The sequence below is a fragment of the Novipirellula galeiformis genome (assembly GCF_007860095.1).
In the GTDB taxonomy this organism is placed as follows: domain Bacteria; phylum Planctomycetota; class Planctomycetia; order Pirellulales; family Pirellulaceae; genus Novipirellula; species Novipirellula galeiformis.
On sequence record NZ_SJPT01000003.1, the window covers coordinates 544,100 to 566,145 of the forward strand.

Consider the following 22,046-nt stretch of genomic DNA (forward strand, 5'->3'; position numbering starts at 1 on the left):
CAGGACTCGATCAAGCGTCTCCGTTTCACTTTGTCAATTTCAAACAGAAATCTACCGGCTTGTTACGTGAGTTCATCGCATCGCTAAGACTTGCCTTTGCACTAGTGTGCGTCGGCGTTAGTCTGATCCTCGGCGGCCAATGGCTGGGTTTGATCCCAGACATGGATGCGATGGAGATGCGCACTCGGCAACGATACTGTGAAGCGATCGCAATCAATGCCTCCGCGCATGTCCGTCGCCAACAATGGGTGGACCTGACGACGATTCTGAAGACGCAAGTCGAACGCAACGACGAAATTCTATCGATCGGACTGCGAAGCGATTTAGGGACCTTACGTCTGGATACCGGTCATCATCAAGAGATGTGGTCCGATCTGACTCAACACGAGTCGGGTGAGGAAGCTCGTCTAGTCGAGGCCATCAGCGTGCCGATCACGCTGAATCGTCGTCCGTGGGGGAGCGTCGAATTTTGTTTCCGCAAACCCGCTTCCTCCGCCTGGGCTCCTTTTACTCGCCATGCCGTCTTTCGGCTGATTGGCTTCTTCGTGATTGCGGGGCTCGCCTCCTACACGTTGTTTGTCGCCAAGATCATGGGCGTGTTCCGCAAAACACAGGTGGTCCCCGATCGCGTTCGCCAAGCGCTCGACACACTCGCCGAAGGGCTACTGGTTCTAGACGAACAGGGAAAGATTGTACTTGCCAACCGCGCCTTCACCGACACGATCGGCATCCCGCTTGAAGAGCTGGTGAAGAAGTCGGCGAGCGGGTTGTCATGGACGTTACCGCACAACCAAGAATTATCGCCTTCGGACGATGCGACCTACCCTTGGACCGCAGCGATTGCCAAAACGGAGCTTCAGTCCGAACGCATGCTTCACTACCGCTTGGCCGATGGACGCAACCGCATCTTCTCGGTCAATGCCGCACCGCTCGGGAGTGACGATCAACAGCGAGGGGCGTTGGCGACGTTCCGAGATGTGACTCACGTGGAAGAACATCGCGAAGAGTTGGAGAAGATGCTGGGCATGTTGCGTAGCAGCCGCGATGAAATTGAGCGTAAAAACAGCGAACTTGAAATCCTGGCGACCCAGGACGCGTTGACAGGCTGTTTGAATCGCCGCGCATTTTTCGAGCGTTTTGATGCGTTTTGGCGAACCGCCCAAACCAACAACACGCCGCTTTCATGCGTGATGATCGACAATGACCATTTCAAGAACGTCAACGATACTTACGGCCACCATATTGGTGACGAAGTGCTTCGCCGCGTTTCGCAGATCATTCGCGACATGCACCAAGACCACGGGTTGGTTTGTCGCTATGGTGGCGAAGAATTCTGTGTCGTCTTCCCCGACTTGACGCTCAAACAAGCCCTCGATGAGGCCGAAAAGACTCGTGCTGCCATTGCGGCAATCCAGTTTGAAGAACCGGCCGAATTAAAGCTCACGGCAAGTCTCGGGGTTTCCGAATTGCGATTCAATCCTGCCGACCCTCAGGAATTGATCAATCAAGCTGATGCGTGTCTCTACGTTGCCAAACGCGAAGGCCGTAATCGGGTGATCGCTTACAACGTCAACATGGCCGATCAAGCGGAGCAGGACCAAAACACCGTCGCCAAACCGCAACGTTTAGATATTTCTTATCAGGCGGTCACTGCTTTAATGTCCGCATTATCGTATCGGGATGCCAAAACGGCCGAGCACAGCCGTCGGGTTGCCGACTTGTGCTCTCGAGCCTCCGCGCAAATCCTCGACCCCGCACAAATCTATGTGCTGGAGATTGCCGCATTACTCCATGACATCGGTAAAGTCGGCGTGCCCGACAATGTCTTGCTCAAACCTGGCATGTTGACCGAACAAGAGTGGGAGGTCATGAGACGTCATGATCGCATCGGCGTCGAGATTGTCTCCAGCACCTTCTCGTGTGATGAATTGACCTCCATTATCGCCGCCCACCAATGGATTCGCTTGGAAGGCCAACGCTCAGGATCGGTTCCGCCATTGAACGCCGACGAAAACGGGCAAGTCATGTGGTGCGCCAAAATGTTGACCATTGCCGATAGTTACGACGCGATGATCTCGGACACCGTCTACCGACAAGGATGCTCGCATGATGACGCGATTGCGGAACTACGCCGTTGTGCGGGAACGCAATTTGACCCTGAACTTGTCGAGCACTTTACCAGAGCGATTGACGAGACTGCGTTGGCGGTAACCCTAGGCGCATTCGCTGTTGGCAAGCAAGCGGCAATCCAAATCGGCATCAATGTGGAGCGTTTGGCCGAGGCGCTCACCCAAAAGGATCTGAAGGCGCTTCAAGAGCATGCCGCCCAACTCGCCGTCACTGCAAATCATTGCGGACTCGAGTCGGTTACCGCTGCGGCCAACCAAATTTGTGAGATCACTTATTCGGAGAACCTCCAATGGGCGATGCTGCTTCGCGACACGAACGAGCTGTTGGACACCGCACGCTCGGCACAAGCCGACTTCCTTCGCGACGCACTGGAACTCGAAAACTCACTTAGCTTCGAGTCCTCTTAGCCGAGTTGCCCCAAGCCATCGCGTCGCCTCGCGGCTTCGCATCGATGCGTTGCGGGGGACCACCCGCGAGGTGATCTGACTAAGCGACGTCTTCCTCCTCGTACTCTTCGTATTCTTCTTCGCCGTCATCGGTCTCTTCATACTCCGCAGTGGGATCGGCGGAGTCGTCGTCGTCGCCGTCCGGCTCAAGCCCCTGCATCTTTTGCCACGCTTCCATGGTCAGTAGCACTTCGCGTGATTTCGAACCGTTGTAATCGCCCACAATTTTATCTTCGGCCATAAAATCAATCAGACGAGCGGCACGACCATAACCAATTCCTAAACAACGCTGAAGTAACGACAACGAACCACGTCCTTCGCGAATCACCACTTCGATTGCACTTTCGTACAACTCATCACGTCCCTTGATGTCACCCACCTTCGAGGCATCAGCTTCGCTACCATCCTCGACTTTCAGATTCATCAGTTCGCCGACAAAGTTCTGCTCGCCCAAGCTGCAATGGTCCACCACCGCGTCGATCTCGTCATCCGACAAATACGTCCCCTGACCACGGATCAAGGTGCTCGTCCCAGGCCAAAGGAACAGCATGTCACCGTTGCCAAGCAATTTGTCGGCGCCGTTCTCATCCAACACAACGCGGCTATCGGTTTTACTGGCCACTTGAAAACTCAACCGTGCAGGCAAGTTACTCTTGATCAAGCCGGTGATCACGTCCACGGTTGGTTTTTGAGTCGCCAGAATCAAGTGAATCCCTACCGCTCGGCTCTTTTGAGCCAAACGAATGATGTGCGTTTCGACATCCTTGCCAGCCGTCATCATCAAGTCCGCCATTTCGTCGGCAATGATGACAATGAACGGTAATTTATCGGGGACGCCGTCGGAATCTTCGTCCTCATCCAGATCCAGGCGGCGTAAAATCTCCTCGCGGCCCAGGTCATTGTAGCTATTGATGTGACGCACCCCTGCTTTGGCCAACAAGGAATAGCGTTCTTCCATCTTCTCAACCGCCCAAGCCAAAATGGCTTCAGCCTTTTTCATGTCTGTGATCACGGGATGCATCAAGTGCGGCAACCGACCATAGCCGCTCAATTCGACCATTTTAGGGTCGATCATCAACATCCGAACTTCGTCAGGACGACACATCATCAAGATCGAAACGATGATCGCGTTCAAACAAACACTCTTACCCGTACCGGTTCGCCCTGCGATCAACAGGTGAGGCATTTTCTCGAGCCCCACGACCATCGGGTTCCCCGATACGTCCTTGCCTAAGAACACCGGGATGTTCATTTTCGATCGGCTCATATCCGACTCTTCGATCACGTCGCGAAGACGAACGACTTGTCGATTCTCGTTTGGAACTTCGATGCCGACGGTATTCTTCCCCGGAATCGGCGCGACAATACGAACACTCGGAACACGCAGCGCGATCGCCAAGTCATCGGCGAGCCCCGTAATCTTGCTGAGCCGTAATCCCGCTTCGAGTTCGATCTCGTATTGTGCGATCACGGGGCCCGTTTCAATCTCGACCACGCGAATGTTAAAACCAAAGTCCTTGAACGTCTCTTCCAGGATCTGGGCTTTCCGACGCACCTCGACCAATTGCTCGTCGTAGCTCACGTCATCGCTTTGCTCAAGCAATTCGATATGCGGCAAGCGATAGTCCTCGGCACCGTACGGTGCCTTTTCTTGGACGTTATCGTACAGTTCCTGCTTCGCGTCGGCTTGCTGTTTTCGCTTGGGGACCTTGATTTTTGGATTCGAGAGGAGATGTTTTTCATCCTGTCGAAGATTCAGCGTCTCGTCATCCACCTCAAGATCACGGAGCAGCGGCTCGGCTTCAGGTTCTTCTTCGATGTCGTCTTCGATCACATCGCTGGCCGCATCGGTATCCCCAATCGGCTCGGCATTCGTGGGTGTGGGTTCCCCCACCGGTTCTTCGAGTGCACTTCCGCTCGCGCCTTCGGCGTCCGCAGCCACCACGGTCTCGTCGCCCGATTTTCGCTTCGGTCGCATGAATTTGATTTTCGGTTCACTTGACTTCCAACCGTCTGGATCGCTGGCATCGCCCTCATTCGAGGGCGACTCGGACGCGCCAGCCGTTCCCGCTTCATCGCCATCGATCTTGATCGGTTCCTCAAGGTCCGTAAACGCTTGGCGTCGGCGGCGGACCGTAATCGGCACCGCTTGCGCGGCACGCCGCATCCCGCTTCGCGACACCATTGCGCCGCCCGCCAACAAACGTTTCCCAGCGTAAAGCAAGGCGTAATCGGTCGTCAGCAACAAGCCGACCGCGATCACGGTGATCGTCAAAATCCACGCCCCAGCGGGGGCAAAATGCTCTAACAACCACGTCGATGTCATCGCACCGAGATAGCCTCCGTTTCCAACGACCGGCATTTGCTCGAATTGCATCGGCAATAGACCGCCGGCGGTCGCAGTCCCAATCACCACGATCGTGCCGCCCAACGACCTGAGTACCGGAGCGTTAAGCCGACCACGGTAAAGCAGCGCCGTCGCAATCCCGCCTGCCGCCGCAACGACTAATCCCGCCGCCAATCCCAACGCGTCCAACAAGGCCGATGAGATCACCGCTCCCCAATAACCGCATGCATTGGTCACGGTCGGGTTGGTAGGATAGACCGAGTTGTTGGGAGTGTACAACGCGCTCAGAGGCCAAACCGGCATCTCGATCGGATCGGCCGGGCTCCGCGTGATAATCGAAACGGTCGTGATCAAGGTCATCGCCACGAGAACGATTGCGATCACGTCACGAACTAAGTTCGCGTCGCGCTCTCCGAGTACACTTTCGTCAGGAGCAGCACTGGCCATAAAAACCAACAACAATGCAGCGGCCAACGCCTCATCAGCGACGGATAGTGAGAGCAGGCCAAACTGCAAGGAAAGAAACCAAGCAAGACGTCATCTCAGAATATCGACCGCCCCTACAACTGAACTTTCGTGAACAATGCAACAATTCCAAATAATCATGACAATCCGCAGGTGTCTTGAGTCAAACCGCCCTCCTGCAGCGGAAGCTACGCCGCGTTAAGTTAGGTGGGTTGGGTTTCACGCCGCGTTTATCGCCGAGGGAAGTGGAACGTTTCGGCTACAATCCAGATGGAATGATGCGTCCTCAGGTCGATGACGCACTCACTCGATTGTCTTTAAATCTCGCGGGACGACATGACTGGAACACTGCTGTACCTTGGATTGGCCGTGCTGCTGATCCTCTTGAATGGATTCTTTGTCGCTGCTGAATTTGCTCTGGTTAAAGTCCGGATCTCGCGTATCGATCAACTCGCCCGCGATGGCAAGCCCTTCGCGGGCACCGCAAAATGGCTCGCCAAACGATTGGACAAATCGCTTTCCGCTTGCCAACTCGGTATCACGATGGCTTCGCTGGCATTGGGTTGGGTCGGGGAGCCGGCGTTCGCAGCACTGGTCGAACCGGTGCTAGGGTGGATCGGCGTGGTTGACGAGCGGGTGATTCACGTGATGGGGTTCGCCCTTGCGTTTTCCGCGATCACTGGATTGCATTTGGTGGTTGGCGAACAGTTCCCCAAAATTTTTGCGATCCGTCGCCCTGAGCAGATGTTGCTGTGGTGTGCGCTGCCGTTGAAGCTTTTCTATGTGATTCTCTATCCATTTCTCATCGCGTTGAACGTCGTGACCTCGTTCCTGCTGCGATTGGTCGGCATCGCAGGAGCGGCCGATCACGATGGCGTGCGTACCGAAGAAGAGATCCGTGCGCTGCTGAGAGAGGCTCATGTGCATGGCAATCTGAGCCGCAGCGAACACGCGTTAATCAACAACGTGTTTGAGTTTGACGACATGATTGTGCGGCGTGTGATGTTGCCGCGTGGCGAAGTCATCTTCTTTGATATTCACGAACCAATTTCAAAACTTCGCGAGCTCGTTCGTCAAACGATGCATACGCGTTATCCCGTTTGCGATCGCTCACTCGACAATGTGATTGGCGTGGTTCACATCAAAGACCTGTTGATGATTCCGCCGGATGCGGAGGACATTGACTTACGTTCGATTGTGCGACCTCCGAAGAAGGTGCACGAGACGATGCCGATCAGCCGCGTGCTTCGGCACTTTCAAGCGACGCATCAATTGATGGCGTTCGTGATCGACGAATACGGCACAATCACCGGAATGGTAACGCTCGAAAACGTGTTGGAAAAAATCGTCGGGGAAGTGGACGACGAGTTTGACAACGCAGATCCCGATATTGTTCCCGCCGGGCCCGGTGAATTTATTATCAACGGATCCACCGGGATCGAAGAGGTACGACGCCGACTTTCGCTACCGCTAGAAGAGTCTCAGGAAGCTGACACGATCAGCGGATTGCTAATGGATGTCAAGCAAAAGATTCTAGTCCAAGGCGACAAGTTGCAAGTCGACGGGGCGATGGTGGAAGTGCTCGAGATGAAGCACGACAGCGCCACGAAACTCAAATTCACAATCGCCGCAGCCGATTCAAAATAATTCATCCCACGGCAATTGATTGTCTCGCCGCCAATCGCTCCGTCGTTCAAGAGAGATGGGGAGGGGAGCCCCAGGACGCGGGAACTTCTATCGCGCTAGGATCGCGTTCATCAATGGAGGCGAGATTCGGTCGGCATAAACCAACGCTTTCCCCGCCAGACTCAAGATCACCTCACTGCGTCGCGACTCGATCGCCGCAAACGCCGCGCTCGCCACCTTAGCGGGCGGCCAACTGCCAAGGCTGGGAGAAGACGCCGCCGCGTCGGAATCAATTAAGACATCAAAAAACTCGCTACGCGTCGTACTCGGACTGACCAAGGTGACTTGAATCGCGTTGTGCTGAGACGATGGATCTTGTGCCGCTTCGCGCGCCAACTCGGCTCGCACTGCGTCGCTCAATCCATGCAGGGCAAACTTGCTCGCACAATACTCGCTCTTGTCGGGCACCGCCCGGTGTCCTAACACGCTGCTGATATTGCAAATCACCGGCGCGCGTCCTCGGCGGAGCAGCGGGATCGCTTGCCGCATCAATTCCGCAGGGGCAAAGAAGTTAACCTCCATCACCCGCCGCAATCGTTCCTCATTGGCATCGGCGAATGGTCCGATCGCCCCGATACCGGCATTATTGACAAGCAGATCCAAACGCCCCTGGTCCACTTGGGCTGCAACGGCCAATATTTCCGTGCGTGTGGCGGCCTCGGTAATGTCTCCAACGACCGGAATAAAACATCCACTGGCGTCTCGCGATTGAAGTTCCACCAGCCGTTCGCGGCGACGCGCGACGCCAACCACCGTGGCCCCACGATCGACCAACATTTCACACAAACAGCGTCCGATGCCGCTACTAGCGCCCGTCACAACGGCAATGGAATTGGTGGGGGTCCAACGCATCGATCAACACGACTTTGGTTTGCGAAGAGGTTCGTTTACAGCGTTGACTGCCCGGCGGAGAGCAGTCCAAAGGAAGGGGGTCAGCGGTGAAGCATCACTGGCAAGCGATCCTTCGGCACTTCGGCGAGCTTGGTTCCCCAAGCTAAGCCACTTCGGTAGACGAGTCAGAGATTGGAACGTTCGGCAACTCGAGCGAAACGTTCGACGATGACGGATCGCCATTGTCCTTGGCCACTTCGCCCAAGGCTGACTTTACCGGATCCCCGCTGGCTGCGGCGGCGCGTTGTTCATCCAAATCGCGGATGGCCACAGCGTCACGATGCACCGGGCCCATTGCTCCGGCAGGCATCCGCACGTGAATGGTAACCGTCTCTTCGCCATACTTTCGCGACAACACCTCGCCTTTGGCCGCTAGATAGGCGAGTAGTTTTCCATCACTCGGCGACACATCCACTTCCAAATCATAAAACTCACGTCCCAACGCTTCTCCGACCGCTTCGATCAGCGGGACCAACCCGATGCCGTTTTTCGCACTGACGGGAATCGCGTTTGGATAACGCTCTAACACTCGATTTAGCGCCGCGGCATTTGGAACGGCGTCAATTTTGTTTAACACCAAGAGGGTGTCTTTGGCTTCGATTTCTAATTCTTCGAGCACATGATAGACCGCACTGATTTGCTCGAACACGGTCGGGCTGCTGGCATCGGCCACATGCAACAACAATTCGGCCTGACGCGTTTCTTCGAGCGTTGATTTAAAACTCGCCACCAACGAGTGAGGCAAGTCACGAATGAAACCGACCGTATCGCTCAATAGCACGGTCCCCCAACCTGGCAATTGCCAACGTCGAGTCCGTGTATCGAGGGTGGCAAACAACTTGTCGGCCGCATGCACGTTGGCCTCCGTCAAGGCATTCATCAACGTGCTCTTGCCGGCATTGGTATAACCGACTAGTGAGACCGTAGGGGCTTCTTTGCGAGCTTGCACTTGTTGCTCGCGGCGACGCTCCACCTTGGCCAGTTCTTCCTTCAAATCGTGTATGCGTTTCTGAGCCAAGCGGCGGTCAACTTCGAGTTGTTTCTCACCGGGGCCGCGCATGCCGACGCCCATTGCTTGACGCGAAAGGTGCGTCCACATTCGCTTCAACCGCGGCAGCGAGTACTCCAACTGAGCCAACTCCACCGCCAAACGAGCTTCGTAGGTTCGGGCTCCCGCCGCAAAGATGTCGAGAATCAATTCGGTGCGATCGATCACCTTCGCATCAATCGCTTTTTCAAGATTCCGAATCTGGCCGGGAGTCAGGTCGTTGTCAAAGATCACCACATCGGCCTCATGACGCTCGACCATCAACCGCAATTCCTCGACTTTCCCCTTGCCAAAGAAGGTGCCGTGATTCGGTCGCGATAGACGTTGCATCAACTCGTCGACGACTTGAGTGCCAGCGGTCGTGGCCAATCCATACAGTTCCTCTAGCGGATCGGCCTCGACAGTGTGTTCGGGCAGGATCAGCCGGGCCAAGATGCTTCGCTCCGGCGAATCATCGCGAAGTTGGTGTTGTTCTCGCACGGTTTAAGGAGGTTCCTCCGTTATAGGATTAAATCTGAACGTCTATGTTATTGTAGACGAAATGAGTGCATCTGTGCACAGCAGCTTGGCACGCCCCACCCTGCGTTGGCGGCAATAAAGGAGTTGCATTTGCTCCCAATTTCCGACCTCGCTGCAGCGTTTTGCGAAATTTCGTTTTTTTTCACGCCCATCCGCAGGGAGACAGACTGTGGGGAATAGGCCCAGGTTCGCCCTCATCGCGATAAAAAAGGGAGCACCGCGGGCTAACGTCTCTTGGCTGATAACGATTTTGTGACAACGCACTCAATCAACAATCGCCTAGCGATCAAATGTCGACTTGCTGCGGAGGATGTGGTGATAATGCTGCGCAAAGCGGTGCGATTCGTCACGCACATACTGCAACAAACGGAGTGCAAAGGCACTCTTGCTTAACCGCAACGGTTCGGAATCCCCCGGCCGGAAAATCTCTTCATCGCGTTTTGCCAACGAGATCACCGTGGGGGGCGTGATATCCTGATCGCGGAACGCCGCCATGGCTGCGTTGAGTTGCCCCTTTCCCCCATCGATCAACAAAATGTCAGGAAACGATTCCCCCGAATCAGCAAGCTTACGAAAACGTCGCGACACGACTTCATAAATACTGCGAAAATCGTCGATGCCATCCACGTCTTGGATCCGAAATCGGCGATAGCCTGGTTTGAATGGCAAGCCGTCAATGAACTGAACCAGACTGGCGACGGTTTCGCCGCCCCCGAGATGAGCGATGTCGACGCCTTCGATGATCCGTGGCGTTTTGGCTAAACCGAGCACCTTGCGAAGCCCGGTTAATCCCTTTTGCGGGTCAACAAAAAAGACTTCCGGTTGCACGTGGGTATCGAGTTCGCCGCGGTCCTCGAGTTTTTCGAGCATGCGAATTTCATCGCGCAGCACCGCGGCGCGTTCGAAGTCCATCGCCTTGCTGGCCGCCAACATCTCCTCGTGCATCTCTTTGAGCAATCGTTTCTTTCCTCCCTCCATGAACGTTTGCAACCGGTTGATGTCGCGTCGATAGGCATCTTTGCCGATACGGAAATTGCAGGGTGCGGTACATTGGTTGATGCTCGCCAACAAACAGGGACGAAACCACTTCCAGCGTTCATCGGACTCGCTGATATCGAGCGTGCAGGTCCGAAATTTAAAGATCCGCTGTAGCACTTGCACCGCCCCTCGCAACGCCCCCGCGCTGGGAAACGGTCCGTAAAGCTTAACGCCCTTTTCTTTGGGTTCGCGTGTCACCTCGACGCGAGGAAACTCGTCCCGCGTTGTGATCATCAGATACGGAAACGATTTATCGTCTTTGAGGTCCTTGTTGTGCTTGGGCTGGATATCTTTGACCAGCCGCGATTCCATCAACAGGGCGTCAACCTCACTTTCACACTCGACAAAATCGATATCTGCGATCTCGCCGATCCAGGGGGCGGTTCGCTGATCTTCGCTGGCCGCCTTTAGAAAGTAGCTTCCCGCTCGCGAACGTAAATTCTTGGCCTTGCCAACATAGATCACGCGAGCCGCATCGTCCTTCATCAGGTACACCCCAGGCGACTGGGGAAACGTTTTGACCTTGGTCGCCGCATGGCTGAAACCGAGCGTCTTGGGGGGCTCGTCACCCGCGACATGGCTCGATTCCACCTCGCTCACTTGGCCAAGGTTTTCGTCGTTTTGCGAATCTTCGTTGGGGGGGACATCCGGCATACAGGAGCAATCCGTCAATCACGTCATTAGGAAAAGAGGCGTTGACCACGTTACCCGCTTACACACGACAGCGATCCTTTTGGCGAATTCAGCAACGTTTTGCTGATGCGGGGTGGCGACGGCATTATTCTAGCCTGACAAGCCGATTTTGGCATTCCAGCCTCGGAATTACGGCGACGTAACCTCGGAATTACGGCGACGCGTTCGCTTTGACTCCAATCCGACGGTTTCCAACCTCATTGAGAAATAGGCTCGCCGCGGGATCGGCCCTCTCCTCGGGTTTCGACCTGGTGACTAGACTCATCCCTGCCATGATGAGGTGCACGTTCCAGATTGCTTCGTTTCGAATTGCAACCGCGCGGGTTTGGCTTCGTTCGCCAAGCCTCGCACAAGATTGGCGGCGGTGACGTGCCCCACGCTGGACAATCACGCCCCCGAATCGACGGCGGAGAGGGCGCCTCGCGCCAGGAATGGGCGTGAGAATGTGCTGGGGAGATGCGAGATCCGCGATGCCCGGCACCGGACACGTGTCGCCAATCGAGATTGGCGTTCGATCAGCCTTCATCGCCGCTGCAAAAATCATCCTATCCCCCTTCATCCCGCACTGGCATTTGCGCCGAGTGTAAACGAGCAATCAACGTATGGAAAATTGGTACGACTACCCTCAATACTTCGACATGGTGTTTCGTGATGAAACCAAAGCCGAGGTCGAATTCTTTGAACAAGCATTTGAGAAATACCGCAGCGATCAGGCGACAACCAAGTTGCTCGAACCGGGCTGCGGCAGTGGTCGATTGGTCGCGGCAATGGCCGCACGCGGCTACGAGTTGAGCGGACTCGACCTCAGCCAACCGATGCTCGATTATCTTCGCAAACGGTTGTTGCGACGCAAGCTTGATGCCAAACTTGTGCTCGGTGACATGACAAAGATGGATTTCCCGGAGCGGTTTCATGCTGCGTTTTGCACCTTCAACACCTTCCGTCATTTGCTCAGTGAAGCGGAGGCAATATCGCACTTGAGATCAGTGGCCGCGCATCTGGAGCCCGGAGGCATTTACATCTTGGGCTTTCACTGTATTCCGATGGACGCCGATCCCGAAAGCACCGAACGTTGGGTCGCGACGCACGGCGGAACGAAAGTCCACGTCACCTTGAAGGTGATCGATTTTCAACGCCGCAAACGCCAAGAAACGCTGCGAGCAAGTATTAAAGCACAAACAAACGCCGGCAAAGTCCATCGCATCCGCAGCGAATTTCCGCTCCGTCTGTATACGATCGCGCAAGCCAAAAGTCTGTTTCGCAAGGTCGACGATGAGCTTGAATTAGTCGAGGCGTACGACTTCGACTACGACATCGAGGCCCCGCGAACCATGGACGACGACTTGGTCGACGCCGTGTTTATCCTGCAGCGTCGTTAACGCAATCCCGGCCCACCGCAATGCCGGACCACCGCTTCTCGCACCACCCCCCAAGGCCCCCGTCTGACTTGTTCAGCGCCGCGCGATGTGTCTCCGCCGGCTGACACCGTCATGGCAAGCTGACGCCGATTCGCGGCAACGCGCGCTTCCGAACTCCACCATTCGCTGATAACGCGAGGATCCGACGGGTCATCTTGAGATCGGCCCAGGAATTGCATTCATCGAAAGGGGATCGGTAGGTAGGGACGCCGCGACACTCCAACGCTACAGCGTGTCACAAACCCAACAGAGACGCTGCAATCGCGTTTGAGACCTCAAGCAGTGGGTGAGCCTGACAACGCCAAAGCGACCCACGCCCCGACTGCGAAATAGAAGTCGCAGTCGGTCTCAGCGTCGAAGCGGTGTGAAACGGTATGAAGCGGTGTGAAGCGGTGTGAAGTTGCGAAGCCAACATGCCGCTTGGTTCATCGCAAGCGTGCTAGCACAGCGAACCGCGAGTCATACCATCGTGTCCGCTGCGTGATTCTTTGACACTCGCTGTGACATTTCAACGTACCCTCTATCGGTACGCTTGAGACAGCATGCGGGTCGGCTTGTTGGTTTAAACGAAAACACGCATTGTGAATATCCACGGTGCGTTCGCTCACGGCAACCTAGCTTGAAATGAAGGTTGTTTCCGCAAACACTTTTTAGCGAGGAAATTGGATTAAACGATGTGGACGCTTCTCTTGAGTGCCGCCTCTATATTTTTTCTGCGGCTCACGGATGTCTCGCTCGGAGCACTGCGTATCTCCATGCTGTTTCGCGGTCGCCGCACTTTGGCTGCCCTGTTCGGATTTGTCGAGGCTTTGATCTGGCTGGCCGCCGCGTCGTTGGTACTTGGCAAACTGGAGAGCCCGATCCAATACATTGCCTATGCCGCAGGCTTCGCCAGCGGAACCGTGTTGGGCAGCACCATCGAACGCTGGTTGGCGATCGGCAATACGCTGGTACGAGTTGTAACCCCCGCCACCGCACCGAGCGTCGGCAGCCGATTGAGAAGTGAGGGATATTACGTCACCACCGTCAATGCAGAGGGTCGAGATGGCGACGTCAGCGTCAGCCTCAGCGTGGTACCGCGGCGAATGGCTCGCAAATTACTTAAACAGATTCAGCAAATCAGTCCGGAGTCATTTATCACGTTTGAAGAGACCACCCCGATCCGTCTCGTCACCGCCTCGGCAGCGAGCGTCCGAAAATAGAAACGTCGTTTCGGGTCGCCCGCCGCGCGTCACCGACAGCGGCGGCGATCTGCCCGCCTCTGGCGGAGATTAGCCAGCGAGATCGTTTTTCAACATTGTTTTTTGCACACGGGCTGCACTGGTTTGCTGTCACACGATACCGCGACGCGCGCCATTGTGATTCATGCCACTCAACAAGCCCCGACTCAACAAGCCCCGACCGAGATCATCGCTCCACGGATTGCGGGTGGGCGGGGAGCACGGGACGGGATGCAAATGGACAATCTCGCTGGCGACAACGTCGCGAGGTGCAATGGGTTGCAATCAAACTCCGATCCAATGCGGAGGTTGATCCGACGTTCATCGAACGGGCCCAGTCGATGAATCAACCGGGCAATCAGCCCAAGGCCCGCATGCGCCCCGGACCTCGCATGCCACCCAGGCTGATCGCATTACCTAGATTGCGAATGTTGTTCAAACTGTGGCGTGCCCTTTTACCGCTGCCGGAAGTTTCTGCCAGAGCTCGAGAACATCAAAGTCCGCTCGCACTGCCGATTGTGCCATTATGCACACCGCTACCATCCACTGTCCCTACCCCTCGCCTGTCCCTACCCCTCGGACGTGGACACTGGTAACATGGCTGATGTCAGCCCCAACGACGCGACAGCATTTGCCCCGTCGTCGCAGTTTGGGATGCCGCGAAGTGCCTGGCAACCGTCCAGGGCATCGACCAACGCAGTGGGCCCAAGTATGGCAATTGCGTTTTCCGCAGGGAGTTGTCTCCTTGGCACTGCGATTGCTGCGTTGGGTTGTAGGGGCAACGACCGGCGTCGCTCAGGTCTTGACGGCTGCCGTCTTGGTGGCTGGCCAGGAAGGGTCATGCCCGGCTCACATCTAAACGAAGGAACCTTTACGATGACTCTCGACTTAACCACCAACTACGGTGGCTTGCGACTCCGAACTCCGATCGTGGTGGGTGCTTGTCCGCTAACCGCCAACGAACAAACTCGCATGGCCCTCGAGAACGCGGGTGCGGGCGCCGTTGTTTTGCCGTCACTGTTTGAGGAACACGTGGTTTCATGGAACCATCGACGCGGTCACACTTCGCAATTGCAAGACCCGAGGGAGCTCGATCGCTTGCGTGAGAACACGCGTGATACGGTTTGCCCTGACGCGGAAACCTATCTTGCGATGGTGAATCGAGCGAGCATTCAGCTTTCGATACCTGTGATCGCTAGTTTGAATGGTGCAACCGACGGCGACTGGCTCGACTTTGCCGGTGAGCTTCAAGACGCGGGCGCCGCTGCGATCGAACTAAACATCCATCATTCTCCGGCACGCAATTATCAGGGGCCACGCGAACTGGAGGACAAGGTGGTCGATCTGGCCAAGTCGATTAACAATTCGATAACGGTTCCCCTGTTTCTAAAGTTGAACCGCGAGTACACCAGCGTGTGTCACTTGGCGCGACGTCTACTCTCGGGCGCGCAAGGCTTGGTGTTGTACGGACGCGATCCCAACGTCGACATCACGCTCGACAATTGCCAAGTCAAAACCCATTGGGGACTCACTCAACCCGGATCGATTGGCCAGACCCTCGGTGCGTTGATGAGTGTTTACGGCTATTGCCCTGCGATGCCGTTGGCGGGCAGCGGTGGCATCGGCAGCCCCGAAGACTTCATCAAGGTCTTGTTGGCTGGAGCGGATGTCGGCATGGTGGTCTCGGCCGTCTACCGCGAAGGGCCCGATGTGATTCGCACCATGCTCGATGGACTGATGCAGTTCATGGAACAAAACCAACTGGGGTCGCTCAACGAAATCCAAGCCAAACGCCCGCTGGAATTCAGCAGCGAAGAGGAGCGGATGAACTGTATCCGACAATTCTCGACGCGTCCCGATTGGCTGGAGATCAATGCCGCTAATCGCAATATCCAAGGTGACCGCTGGGGGCACCCGCAGCGCTGCCAACCCCAGCTCGTCACAAGCCCGCCACCTCCAATGCATTAAGAGCCCAAGCGTGCCAGGGGTTGATGCCGACGACCAGAAAACCAGAGCAACCCAACCTCAGCAGCCAATTCCAGGCACAATGCATGATTCCTGAGAAGGCTTTTGGTGGGTCGAGTGCATTGGGGGCATTGCTTGGGGGTTACCCCAGCGAATTCGAGCCAACCAAATTCCGGCCAACTCGACGCTCTCGATGTTGCCCGCGAACGTCCCACCTCAGCGCGAACACGTCTAGTTGAGGATTCACGTCGATTCGCCGGGGCCTGGCTCCGGAATCAACCAGTGCACCCTAAGCGACACGCGCCTGTGTGGCAGATCAACCTGTGTGGCAGATCAAAACGGGTGCCCCCGACAAATGGGAACCACAAACGGCAACCGACAAACGCCAACGTCGCGACGGTTGCCGGGGCTACTTTTCACGAAGGAAAGATTCAGGGGAGGCAAGGAGAGGAGAGGCGGCCCGGGAAACTCGGTGGTCATTAAAGAGGAAGCGGGTCGAAGCTATGTGTGGCGTTGACCTAAATCAATATCGCCAGTGAGACCACTTCCCTAATGGTTAAGCTTTTATGTGGGCTCGCTGTGTTCGCGAAGTCGCCTCCAAGATAAGAACCGAATATGAAATCAAGCTGGAGACTCTCTATCGGAATGGGTTGTGTCGCGCTGTGCGTTGTCACGCTCAACGCTTCGTTGAACGCCGAGGAAGGTGGTACCGTTTCTCACCAAGCGACCCAACAATCGACGCGGGTACTCCCGCCCGGAGAACTCGGACGGGTGATCGAACTGGGACGTCAAATCGTCGAGAACACGAAGGATCATCCGCTATCGAAACCGTATGTCGGAAACGCGTTGAATTGTACGTCGTGCCATCTCGATGCGGGCACTCATCCCAGCGCGGCATCGTTTCTTGGGGTCGCGACAGCCTATCCGGCTTGGTCGCCGCGTGAAAAGCGTGTAATCACGCTGCAGGATCGTGCACTGAATTGCTTTATGCGCAGCCAAAACGGAACGCGACCGCCGGTGGGCAGCGAGGTTGCCATAGCGGTAACCGCCTACATTACTTGGTTGTCTACCGGACAACCGATCCAACCGAATCCCGAAAAACCACTCGGCCCCAATGCGGTCCCGCCGCTGAGTCCCAACAACACGAAGCCGAATGCCCAGCGGGGTGCGAACTTGTATGCCGAGCATTGTGCATCGTGTCACGGCGATGACGGTTTGGGCAACGCCGAAGGGCCTCCGGTATGGGGAGACCAATCTTATAACGATGGCGCGGGGCTGAGCCGGGTTCCAAAGTTGGCCGCGTGGCTGAAAGTGTCGATGCCGCTGGACGATCCTTTCCTATCCTCGGACGAAGCATTTGACATCGCCGCATTTATCAACAGTCACCCTCGACCCAAATTCGACTTAGACCGTCATCTTCCCCACGCTGAAAAGCTGGGTGAGTACAACGGAAGGCGCAGTGATGAATGAGTGTGATGAATGAGAATGGAACGGCCCCCAACGCAACCGTTCTCGCGGGGTGACCGAGAAGCCTTTCGCATTGGTTTAGCGAACCGCAGCCGTTCCAATGTTGGATCTTCACTCCGAAGACGAGATATCCCAATCCCCTCAGTGGCTTGGATGCGGCCTTCGGCATTGCAATTCGCTTCGGCGCCCCTTGTGAAAAACGTACACAAAGACGGCCCCCGCGGCAGTCGCACCGTTCAAGAAGAAATCGATGCATAGGAACAAACGGACGGGAATCAGCTATTGTCTCTGTTTCCTCTACGATCTCCTGTTCAATCCGACCGCCCCCCTCCACGAGCGTTGAGGGCCGAAAGCGGCGATGAGCATCGACACCGCGATGCCACTACCGAATCACCCACTGCGCTACAGTGAGCGTGATCTCGGGAACGCCTGCTGGAACCTCGGTTTTGTCCGTCGGTTGAGAAAGATCCGAGCACCCACCCTGCGGAGAAGGTGGATTTCACCGACGCATCCCAGCCGAGGTGCTTCGAGTCTCTCTGGACTGAAAATTCCCCGCTTTGCATGTCTCCCAAGGCGACGACCACTTCCTAGCTTGATTGATCGAGTAGACTGGACCTTCTCCGGCAGTGATGCAACCCAACCGTCAGCCGAGTTAAGCTGAAAAACAGGCCCCCATTAGCCTCGCTGCCGCGCGCGACGTCCGTAGCGGCCGCGGGGCTCGAAGACGGCGTTGTCTCCTCCGTCATTCCCGCCATTCCAAACCTAGTTACTGATATGCCCTACCCACTGAATCACTGGCTGGCGACTGTCGGATTCGGTTTAGCGTTCTGCATCCTGGCCAGTGGTAATCGGCTGCGGGCCGAAGAAGTCGATTTTGTGCGGGACATTCGCCCGCTATTGGCACAGAAATGCTTTACCTGTCACGGGCCAGACGAAGGGACTCGCGAGTCAGGATTGCGGCTCGACTTGGCTGATGGACTGTTTGGCGAACTTGAAAGTGGAGCTCAGGGGATCGTGCCCAGCGATCCGCAGCAAAGCGAGTTGTATCAACGACTGGTTGCCGACGAAGATCTGCGCATGCCGCCGCTTGATTCGGGGCAACGGCTAACGTCCGACCAGATAGGCTTGATCCGACGTTGGATTGAACAGGGAGCCAGCTACCGCAGCCACTGGTCATTCGAACCGCTCGATCCCACGCCGCCGGCGGAGGTTGAAGCGGAGGATTGGGTTGAGAATCAGGTTGATCGATTTGTGTTAGCGAAGCTGGCACGAGAGGGAATTGCGGTCTCGCCCGCAGCTCCGCCGCAGACGCTCGTCCGTCGTCTTTACTTTGATCTGATCGGCTTGCCCCCGACGGCAGAACAGGTCGACGCGTTTGTCGCGGACCGCGATCCCAACGCCTACGAGCAATGGGTCGATCGTTTGTTGGCTTCGCCCGCCTTCGGTGAACACTGGGCAAGACGCTGGCTGGACTTGGCGCGTTATGCCGACAGCGACGGAGATCTAGGAGACAAGTTGCGACCCAATGCCTTCGGCTATCGCGACTGGGTGATCCAGGCGATCAACGCCGACATGCCGTTTGACCAATTCACAATCGAACAAATCGCGGGCGACCTGCTGCCCCAGGCAACCCTTGCTCAGAAGACGGCGACCGGCTTTCATCGCAACGGATTGAAGAACACCGAGGCGGGGTCGGATCAAGAACTCGATCGCGTGGTCCGTACCGTCGATCGGATCAGTACCGTGGGATCCGTTTGGTTGGGATTAACGGTCGGCTGTGCCGAGTGTCATTCACACAAGTTTGATCCACTGAGTCACCGTCAATTTTTCCAAATGTATGCCTTCTTCGATAACGTGGAAGATGTCGATCTAAAGACCGGCCACGGCAAAGTCACGGTCGCCACCATCGCCGAAACCAAACAGCGGCGTGAGACCTTTGTTCATCTGCGAGGCGACTTTAGACAGCCTGGGGAAAAAGTGCGGCCCGCGGCGCCTGAGTTTTTGCATGCGTTCGAACCACGCTCCGGCAAACCCGATCGGCTCGACTTCGCCTATTGGTTGGTCGATGGCGACAACCCGTTGACCGCACGCACGACGGTCAATCGCTATTGGATGCATCTGTTCGGCCGGGGATTGGTCGATACGGTGGATAATCTTGGCGTGTCAGGCGAGGCACCGACTCATCCACGCTTACTGGATTGGTTGGCCCAAGAGCTGATGCGGCAAGGTTGGAGCCGCAAACGTTTGATCAAACTGATCGTCATGTCGGCGACTTATCGGCAATCATCCCAGCCGCGGGCGGATTTGGTCGATCGCGATCCACAGAATCGGCTGCTGGCTCGACAGGCCCGCTTTCGCTTGGATGCCGAGGGGGTCCGCGACGTGGCACTCCGGACCAGCGGGCTGCTCGACCACCGGATCGGCGGTCCGAGTGTACGGCCTGCCCTGAGTGCCGATATCACCGCCTACAGCCGCAATCGGGATTGGGTGGTGAGCGAGGGAGGGGATCGCTATCGCCGCGGAATGTACATTCTCTATCGACGGGCGACTCCCTATCCCATGCTGCAAATATTCGATGCGCCCGACACCACCGCGTCGTGCGCCCGCCGCGACCGTTCGAACTCGCCATTGCAAGCGCTGACGCTACTGAATGATCCTGTGTTCGTCGAGTGTGCTCAGCATGCGGCGTGTTATAGCGATTGGCAAACGGACGTCGATTGGATCCCGCAAGCGTTTCGCCGCTTCCTTTCGCGAGATCCCAGCGCGGCGGAACTGGCTCGGCTGCGAGTCTTCTATGATCACCAACGTCAAACGCTCGCCGAGTTTACCGAAGCACAAGTGCGCGCGTTGTGCGGTGAGTCGTTTGCGGTCGCATCCGCTGACCAACATGATTTAAGAGAACAAGCCGCTCGCTATCTGATCTACCGTTGCTTGTTGAATCTCGACGAAACCATCACGCGTGAATGAGGAACGAGAGCTTTGACATTTCATTCATCCTTGGCGCTCGAAGGCCGGCGAAGATTTTTGACCAATGGCTTCAGCGGCGCCGCGGCAATCGCGTTGTCGCAATTGCTTCAGCTCGATGGTTTCACGCCCTCACGTGCGCAGGGCCAAGAGACACCGCCGGGCCCATTCACTCCGACTTCTGCGTCGGCGATTGCCCCGCGAGCGAAACGCTGTATCTACATCTATCTCGAGGGCGGTCCGAGCCAGATGGATCTCTTTGATCCCAAGCCGCTACTGAATGATTTGGATGGACAACCCCCGCCACCTTCATTGGTCGAAAATATGCAGTTCGCGTTTCTACAGAAAGAGACGGCGCGGCTGATGGGCTCCCCACGCACGTTTCGCAAATACGGTGAGTGTGGGATGGATTTTTCCGATTTGCTGCCTCACCTTGCTACGTGCGCCGATGACATCACGCAGATCCGCTCGATGCAGTCGGATCAATTCAATCATTTGCCGGCCCAGTTGTTGTTCAATTGCGGTTCGTCGCTAGCGGGACGTCCTAGCGTCGGTTCCTGGTTGTCCTACGGTTTGGGAAGTGAGACGCAAGACTTGCCCGCCTATGTGTCGATGGTGACCACCGGTCGCGGCATTCCCGGTGGTTCGGCCAGTTGGTCAAGCGGCTTTTTGCCGTCGGTCTATTCGGGAGTGCTATTCGGCAATGACGGCCAAGTGGTGCTGAATCTTGACAATCCTTCTGGGGTCACGCCCGCCATACAGCGGGACTCGATCGCCGCGATCAACGACCTCAATCGTTTGCGGCAACGTTCGTCTAGCTCGGATCTGGGAACTGACGCACGCGACGATAGTGAACTCGCCAGCCGCATCAGTGCTTACGAGTTGGCGTTTCGAATGCAGTCGACGGCGCCCGAGCTAATCGATCTATCGCAAGAGACACAAGCGACGCTGGATGCCTACGGCATTGATCGAAAAGAACCAGTGATCAAATCCAACCGCGGAGGCATTGGCAAATTCGGAACCTTTGCCCGCAACTGTCTCTTGGCGCGGCGGTTGGTCGAACGCGGGGTGCGGGTGGTCAACATCATCCACTCCTCGTGGGATCATCACAGTCGACTCGACCCAGAATTAACTCACAATGCGCTGATGGTCGATCAACCGATTGCCGCGCTGCTCAAAGACCTCAAAGCTCGCGGCTTATTGGAAGACACTCTAGTGGTCTGGGGGTCCGAGTTTGGACGCACCCCGTTGGGGGAAAACCGTAGCGGTTTCAAAAGCGTGACGGGCCGAGATCATCATCCCAATGCCTTCACGTTATGGTTGGCCGGGGGAGGCGTTAAAGGAGGCCAAGTCGTCGGTGCCTCGGATGATATCGGTTGGAATGTGACCGAAACCCCGGTGCATGTACACGATCTGCACGCCACGTTGTTGTATCTATTCGGGATTGATCACACGCAGTTAACCTACCGCTTTCAGGGGCGAGATTTCCGCTTGACCGACGTCCACGGCCGCATCGTCCACGAACTATTCGCATGAATAGGGATTGGAAACTTATCCGAAAGTCGTGTGCCGACGACACTAGCTGCTGAGATTGCATCCGAACTACCGAAAATTCCTTAACCGCTTAATCAGCCGAACGTCATGGACGTTTGAACGACGCACGGAATCAAAATCACAGCCGGAGCGTTAACGAAGGTGGGAGCCAACCGTGATACAGTCACTCGCTGACGCCTGGGGTTATGGAAACAC

The 22,046-nt window shown here is 56.2% G+C and carries 13 protein-coding genes; 9 read left to right on the top strand and 4 right to left on the bottom strand.

Annotation, left to right across the window (positions count from 1 at the left end):
* Positions 1 to 59 precede the first annotated feature (59 nt).
* Positions 60 to 2,537 carry a diguanylate cyclase gene (locus Pla52o_RS09955; RefSeq protein WP_231612224.1) on the top strand — a complete coding sequence of 826 codons (2,478 nt, stop codon included), beginning with the start codon at positions 60 to 62 and terminating at the stop codon, positions 2,535 to 2,537.
* Between the two features lie 79 nt (positions 2,538 to 2,616).
* Here Pla52o_RS09955 and Pla52o_RS09960 read toward each other — a convergent pair whose 3' ends face one another.
* Positions 2,617 to 5,382, bottom strand: a complete 2,766-nt coding sequence (locus Pla52o_RS09960) for a DNA translocase FtsK 4TM domain-containing protein (protein WP_449289959.1) — start codon at positions 5,380 to 5,382, stop codon at positions 2,617 to 2,619.
* A gap of 342 nt (positions 5,383 to 5,724) precedes the next feature.
* Here Pla52o_RS09960 and Pla52o_RS09965 point away from each other — a divergent pair, with 342 nt between their 5' ends.
* Positions 5,725 to 7,035: a hemolysin family protein gene (locus Pla52o_RS09965; RefSeq protein ID WP_146594450.1), complete on the top strand. Its 1,311-nt coding sequence runs from the start codon at positions 5,725 to 5,727 to the stop codon at positions 7,033 to 7,035.
* An 87-nt stretch (positions 7,036 to 7,122) separates the two neighbouring features.
* Here the strand turns inward: Pla52o_RS09965 and Pla52o_RS09970 are convergent, their stop codons facing one another.
* The 3 genes from Pla52o_RS09970 to Pla52o_RS09980 all read right to left on the bottom strand — a co-directional run bounded on the left by Pla52o_RS09970 (position 7,123) and on the right by Pla52o_RS09980 (position 11,224).
* Positions 7,123 to 7,926: an SDR family NAD(P)-dependent oxidoreductase gene (locus Pla52o_RS09970; protein ID WP_146594451.1), complete on the bottom strand. Its 804-nt coding sequence runs from the start codon at positions 7,924 to 7,926 to the stop codon at positions 7,123 to 7,125.
* Between the two features lie 142 nt (positions 7,927 to 8,068).
* The gene (hflX, locus tag Pla52o_RS09975; protein WP_146594452.1) at positions 8,069 to 9,493 is read right to left on the bottom strand and encodes a GTPase HflX; all 1,425 of its coding nucleotides are present in this window, start codon (positions 9,491 to 9,493) and stop codon (positions 8,069 to 8,071) included.
* 318 nt (positions 9,494 to 9,811) lie between these two features.
* Positions 9,812 to 11,224, bottom strand: a complete 1,413-nt coding sequence (locus Pla52o_RS09980) for an excinuclease ABC subunit UvrC (RefSeq protein ID WP_231612225.1) — start codon at positions 11,222 to 11,224, stop codon at positions 9,812 to 9,814.
* A 641-nt stretch (positions 11,225 to 11,865) separates the two neighbouring features.
* Here Pla52o_RS09980 and Pla52o_RS09985 point away from each other — a divergent pair.
* The 7 genes from Pla52o_RS09985 (at position 11,866) to Pla52o_RS10015 (ending at position 21,833) form a co-directional block, all read left to right on the top strand.
* Positions 11,866 to 12,642: a class I SAM-dependent methyltransferase gene (locus Pla52o_RS09985; protein ID WP_146594453.1), complete on the top strand. Its 777-nt coding sequence runs from the start codon at positions 11,866 to 11,868 to the stop codon at positions 12,640 to 12,642.
* 713 nt (positions 12,643 to 13,355) lie between these two features.
* Positions 13,356 to 13,883, top strand: coding sequence for a DUF2179 domain-containing protein (locus tag Pla52o_RS09990; RefSeq protein ID WP_146594454.1), 528 nt, complete (start codon positions 13,356 to 13,358; stop codon positions 13,881 to 13,883).
* A gap of 622 nt (positions 13,884 to 14,505) precedes the next feature.
* Entirely contained in the window at positions 14,506 to 14,760 is a 255-nt protein-coding gene (locus Pla52o_RS09995; RefSeq protein WP_146594455.1) for a hypothetical protein, read from the top strand.
* A gap of 17 nt (positions 14,761 to 14,777) precedes the next feature.
* Positions 14,778 to 15,869, top strand: a complete 1,092-nt coding sequence (locus Pla52o_RS10000) for a dihydroorotate dehydrogenase (protein WP_146594456.1) — start codon at positions 14,778 to 14,780, stop codon at positions 15,867 to 15,869.
* Positions 15,870 to 16,481: 612 nt separating this feature from the next.
* The gene (locus Pla52o_RS10005) at positions 16,482 to 17,336 is read left to right on the top strand and encodes a c-type cytochrome (RefSeq protein ID WP_231612226.1); all 855 of its coding nucleotides are present in this window, start codon (positions 16,482 to 16,484) and stop codon (positions 17,334 to 17,336) included.
* 771 nt (positions 17,337 to 18,107) lie between these two features.
* Positions 18,108 to 20,300, top strand: coding sequence for a PSD1 and planctomycete cytochrome C domain-containing protein (locus tag Pla52o_RS10010; RefSeq protein ID WP_146594457.1), 2,193 nt, complete (start codon positions 18,108 to 18,110; stop codon positions 20,298 to 20,300).
* A gap of 12 nt (positions 20,301 to 20,312) precedes the next feature.
* Positions 20,313 to 21,833, top strand: coding sequence for a DUF1501 domain-containing protein (locus tag Pla52o_RS10015; RefSeq protein WP_146594458.1), 1,521 nt, complete (start codon positions 20,313 to 20,315; stop codon positions 21,831 to 21,833).
* Positions 21,834 to 22,046 lie beyond the last annotated feature (213 nt).

Bases quoted from the DNA above. Each gene is read 5' to 3' on its own strand.
- Pla52o_RS10000 (WP_146594456.1), top strand. From the start codon at position 14,778: ATGACTCTCGACTTAACCACCAACTACGGTGGCTTGCGACTCCGAACT.
- Pla52o_RS10005 (WP_231612226.1), top strand. From the start codon at position 16,482: ATGAAATCAAGCTGGAGACTCTCTATCGGAATGGGTTGTGTCGCGCTG.
- Pla52o_RS10010 (WP_146594457.1), top strand. From the start codon at position 18,108: ATGCCCTACCCACTGAATCACTGGCTGGCGACTGTCGGATTCGGTTTA.
- Pla52o_RS09980 (WP_231612225.1), bottom strand. From the start codon at position 11,224: ATGCCGGATGTCCCCCCCAACGAAGATTCGCAAAACGACGAAAACCTT.
- Pla52o_RS09985 (WP_146594453.1), top strand. From the start codon at position 11,866: ATGGAAAATTGGTACGACTACCCTCAATACTTCGACATGGTGTTTCGT.
- Pla52o_RS09995 (WP_146594455.1), top strand. From the start codon at position 14,506: ATGTCAGCCCCAACGACGCGACAGCATTTGCCCCGTCGTCGCAGTTTG.
- Pla52o_RS09965 (WP_146594450.1), top strand. From the start codon at position 5,725: ATGACTGGAACACTGCTGTACCTTGGATTGGCCGTGCTGCTGATCCTC.
- Pla52o_RS09970 (WP_146594451.1), bottom strand. From the start codon at position 7,926: ATGCGTTGGACCCCCACCAATTCCATTGCCGTTGTGACGGGCGCTAGT.
- Pla52o_RS09990 (WP_146594454.1), top strand. From the start codon at position 13,356: ATGTGGACGCTTCTCTTGAGTGCCGCCTCTATATTTTTTCTGCGGCTC.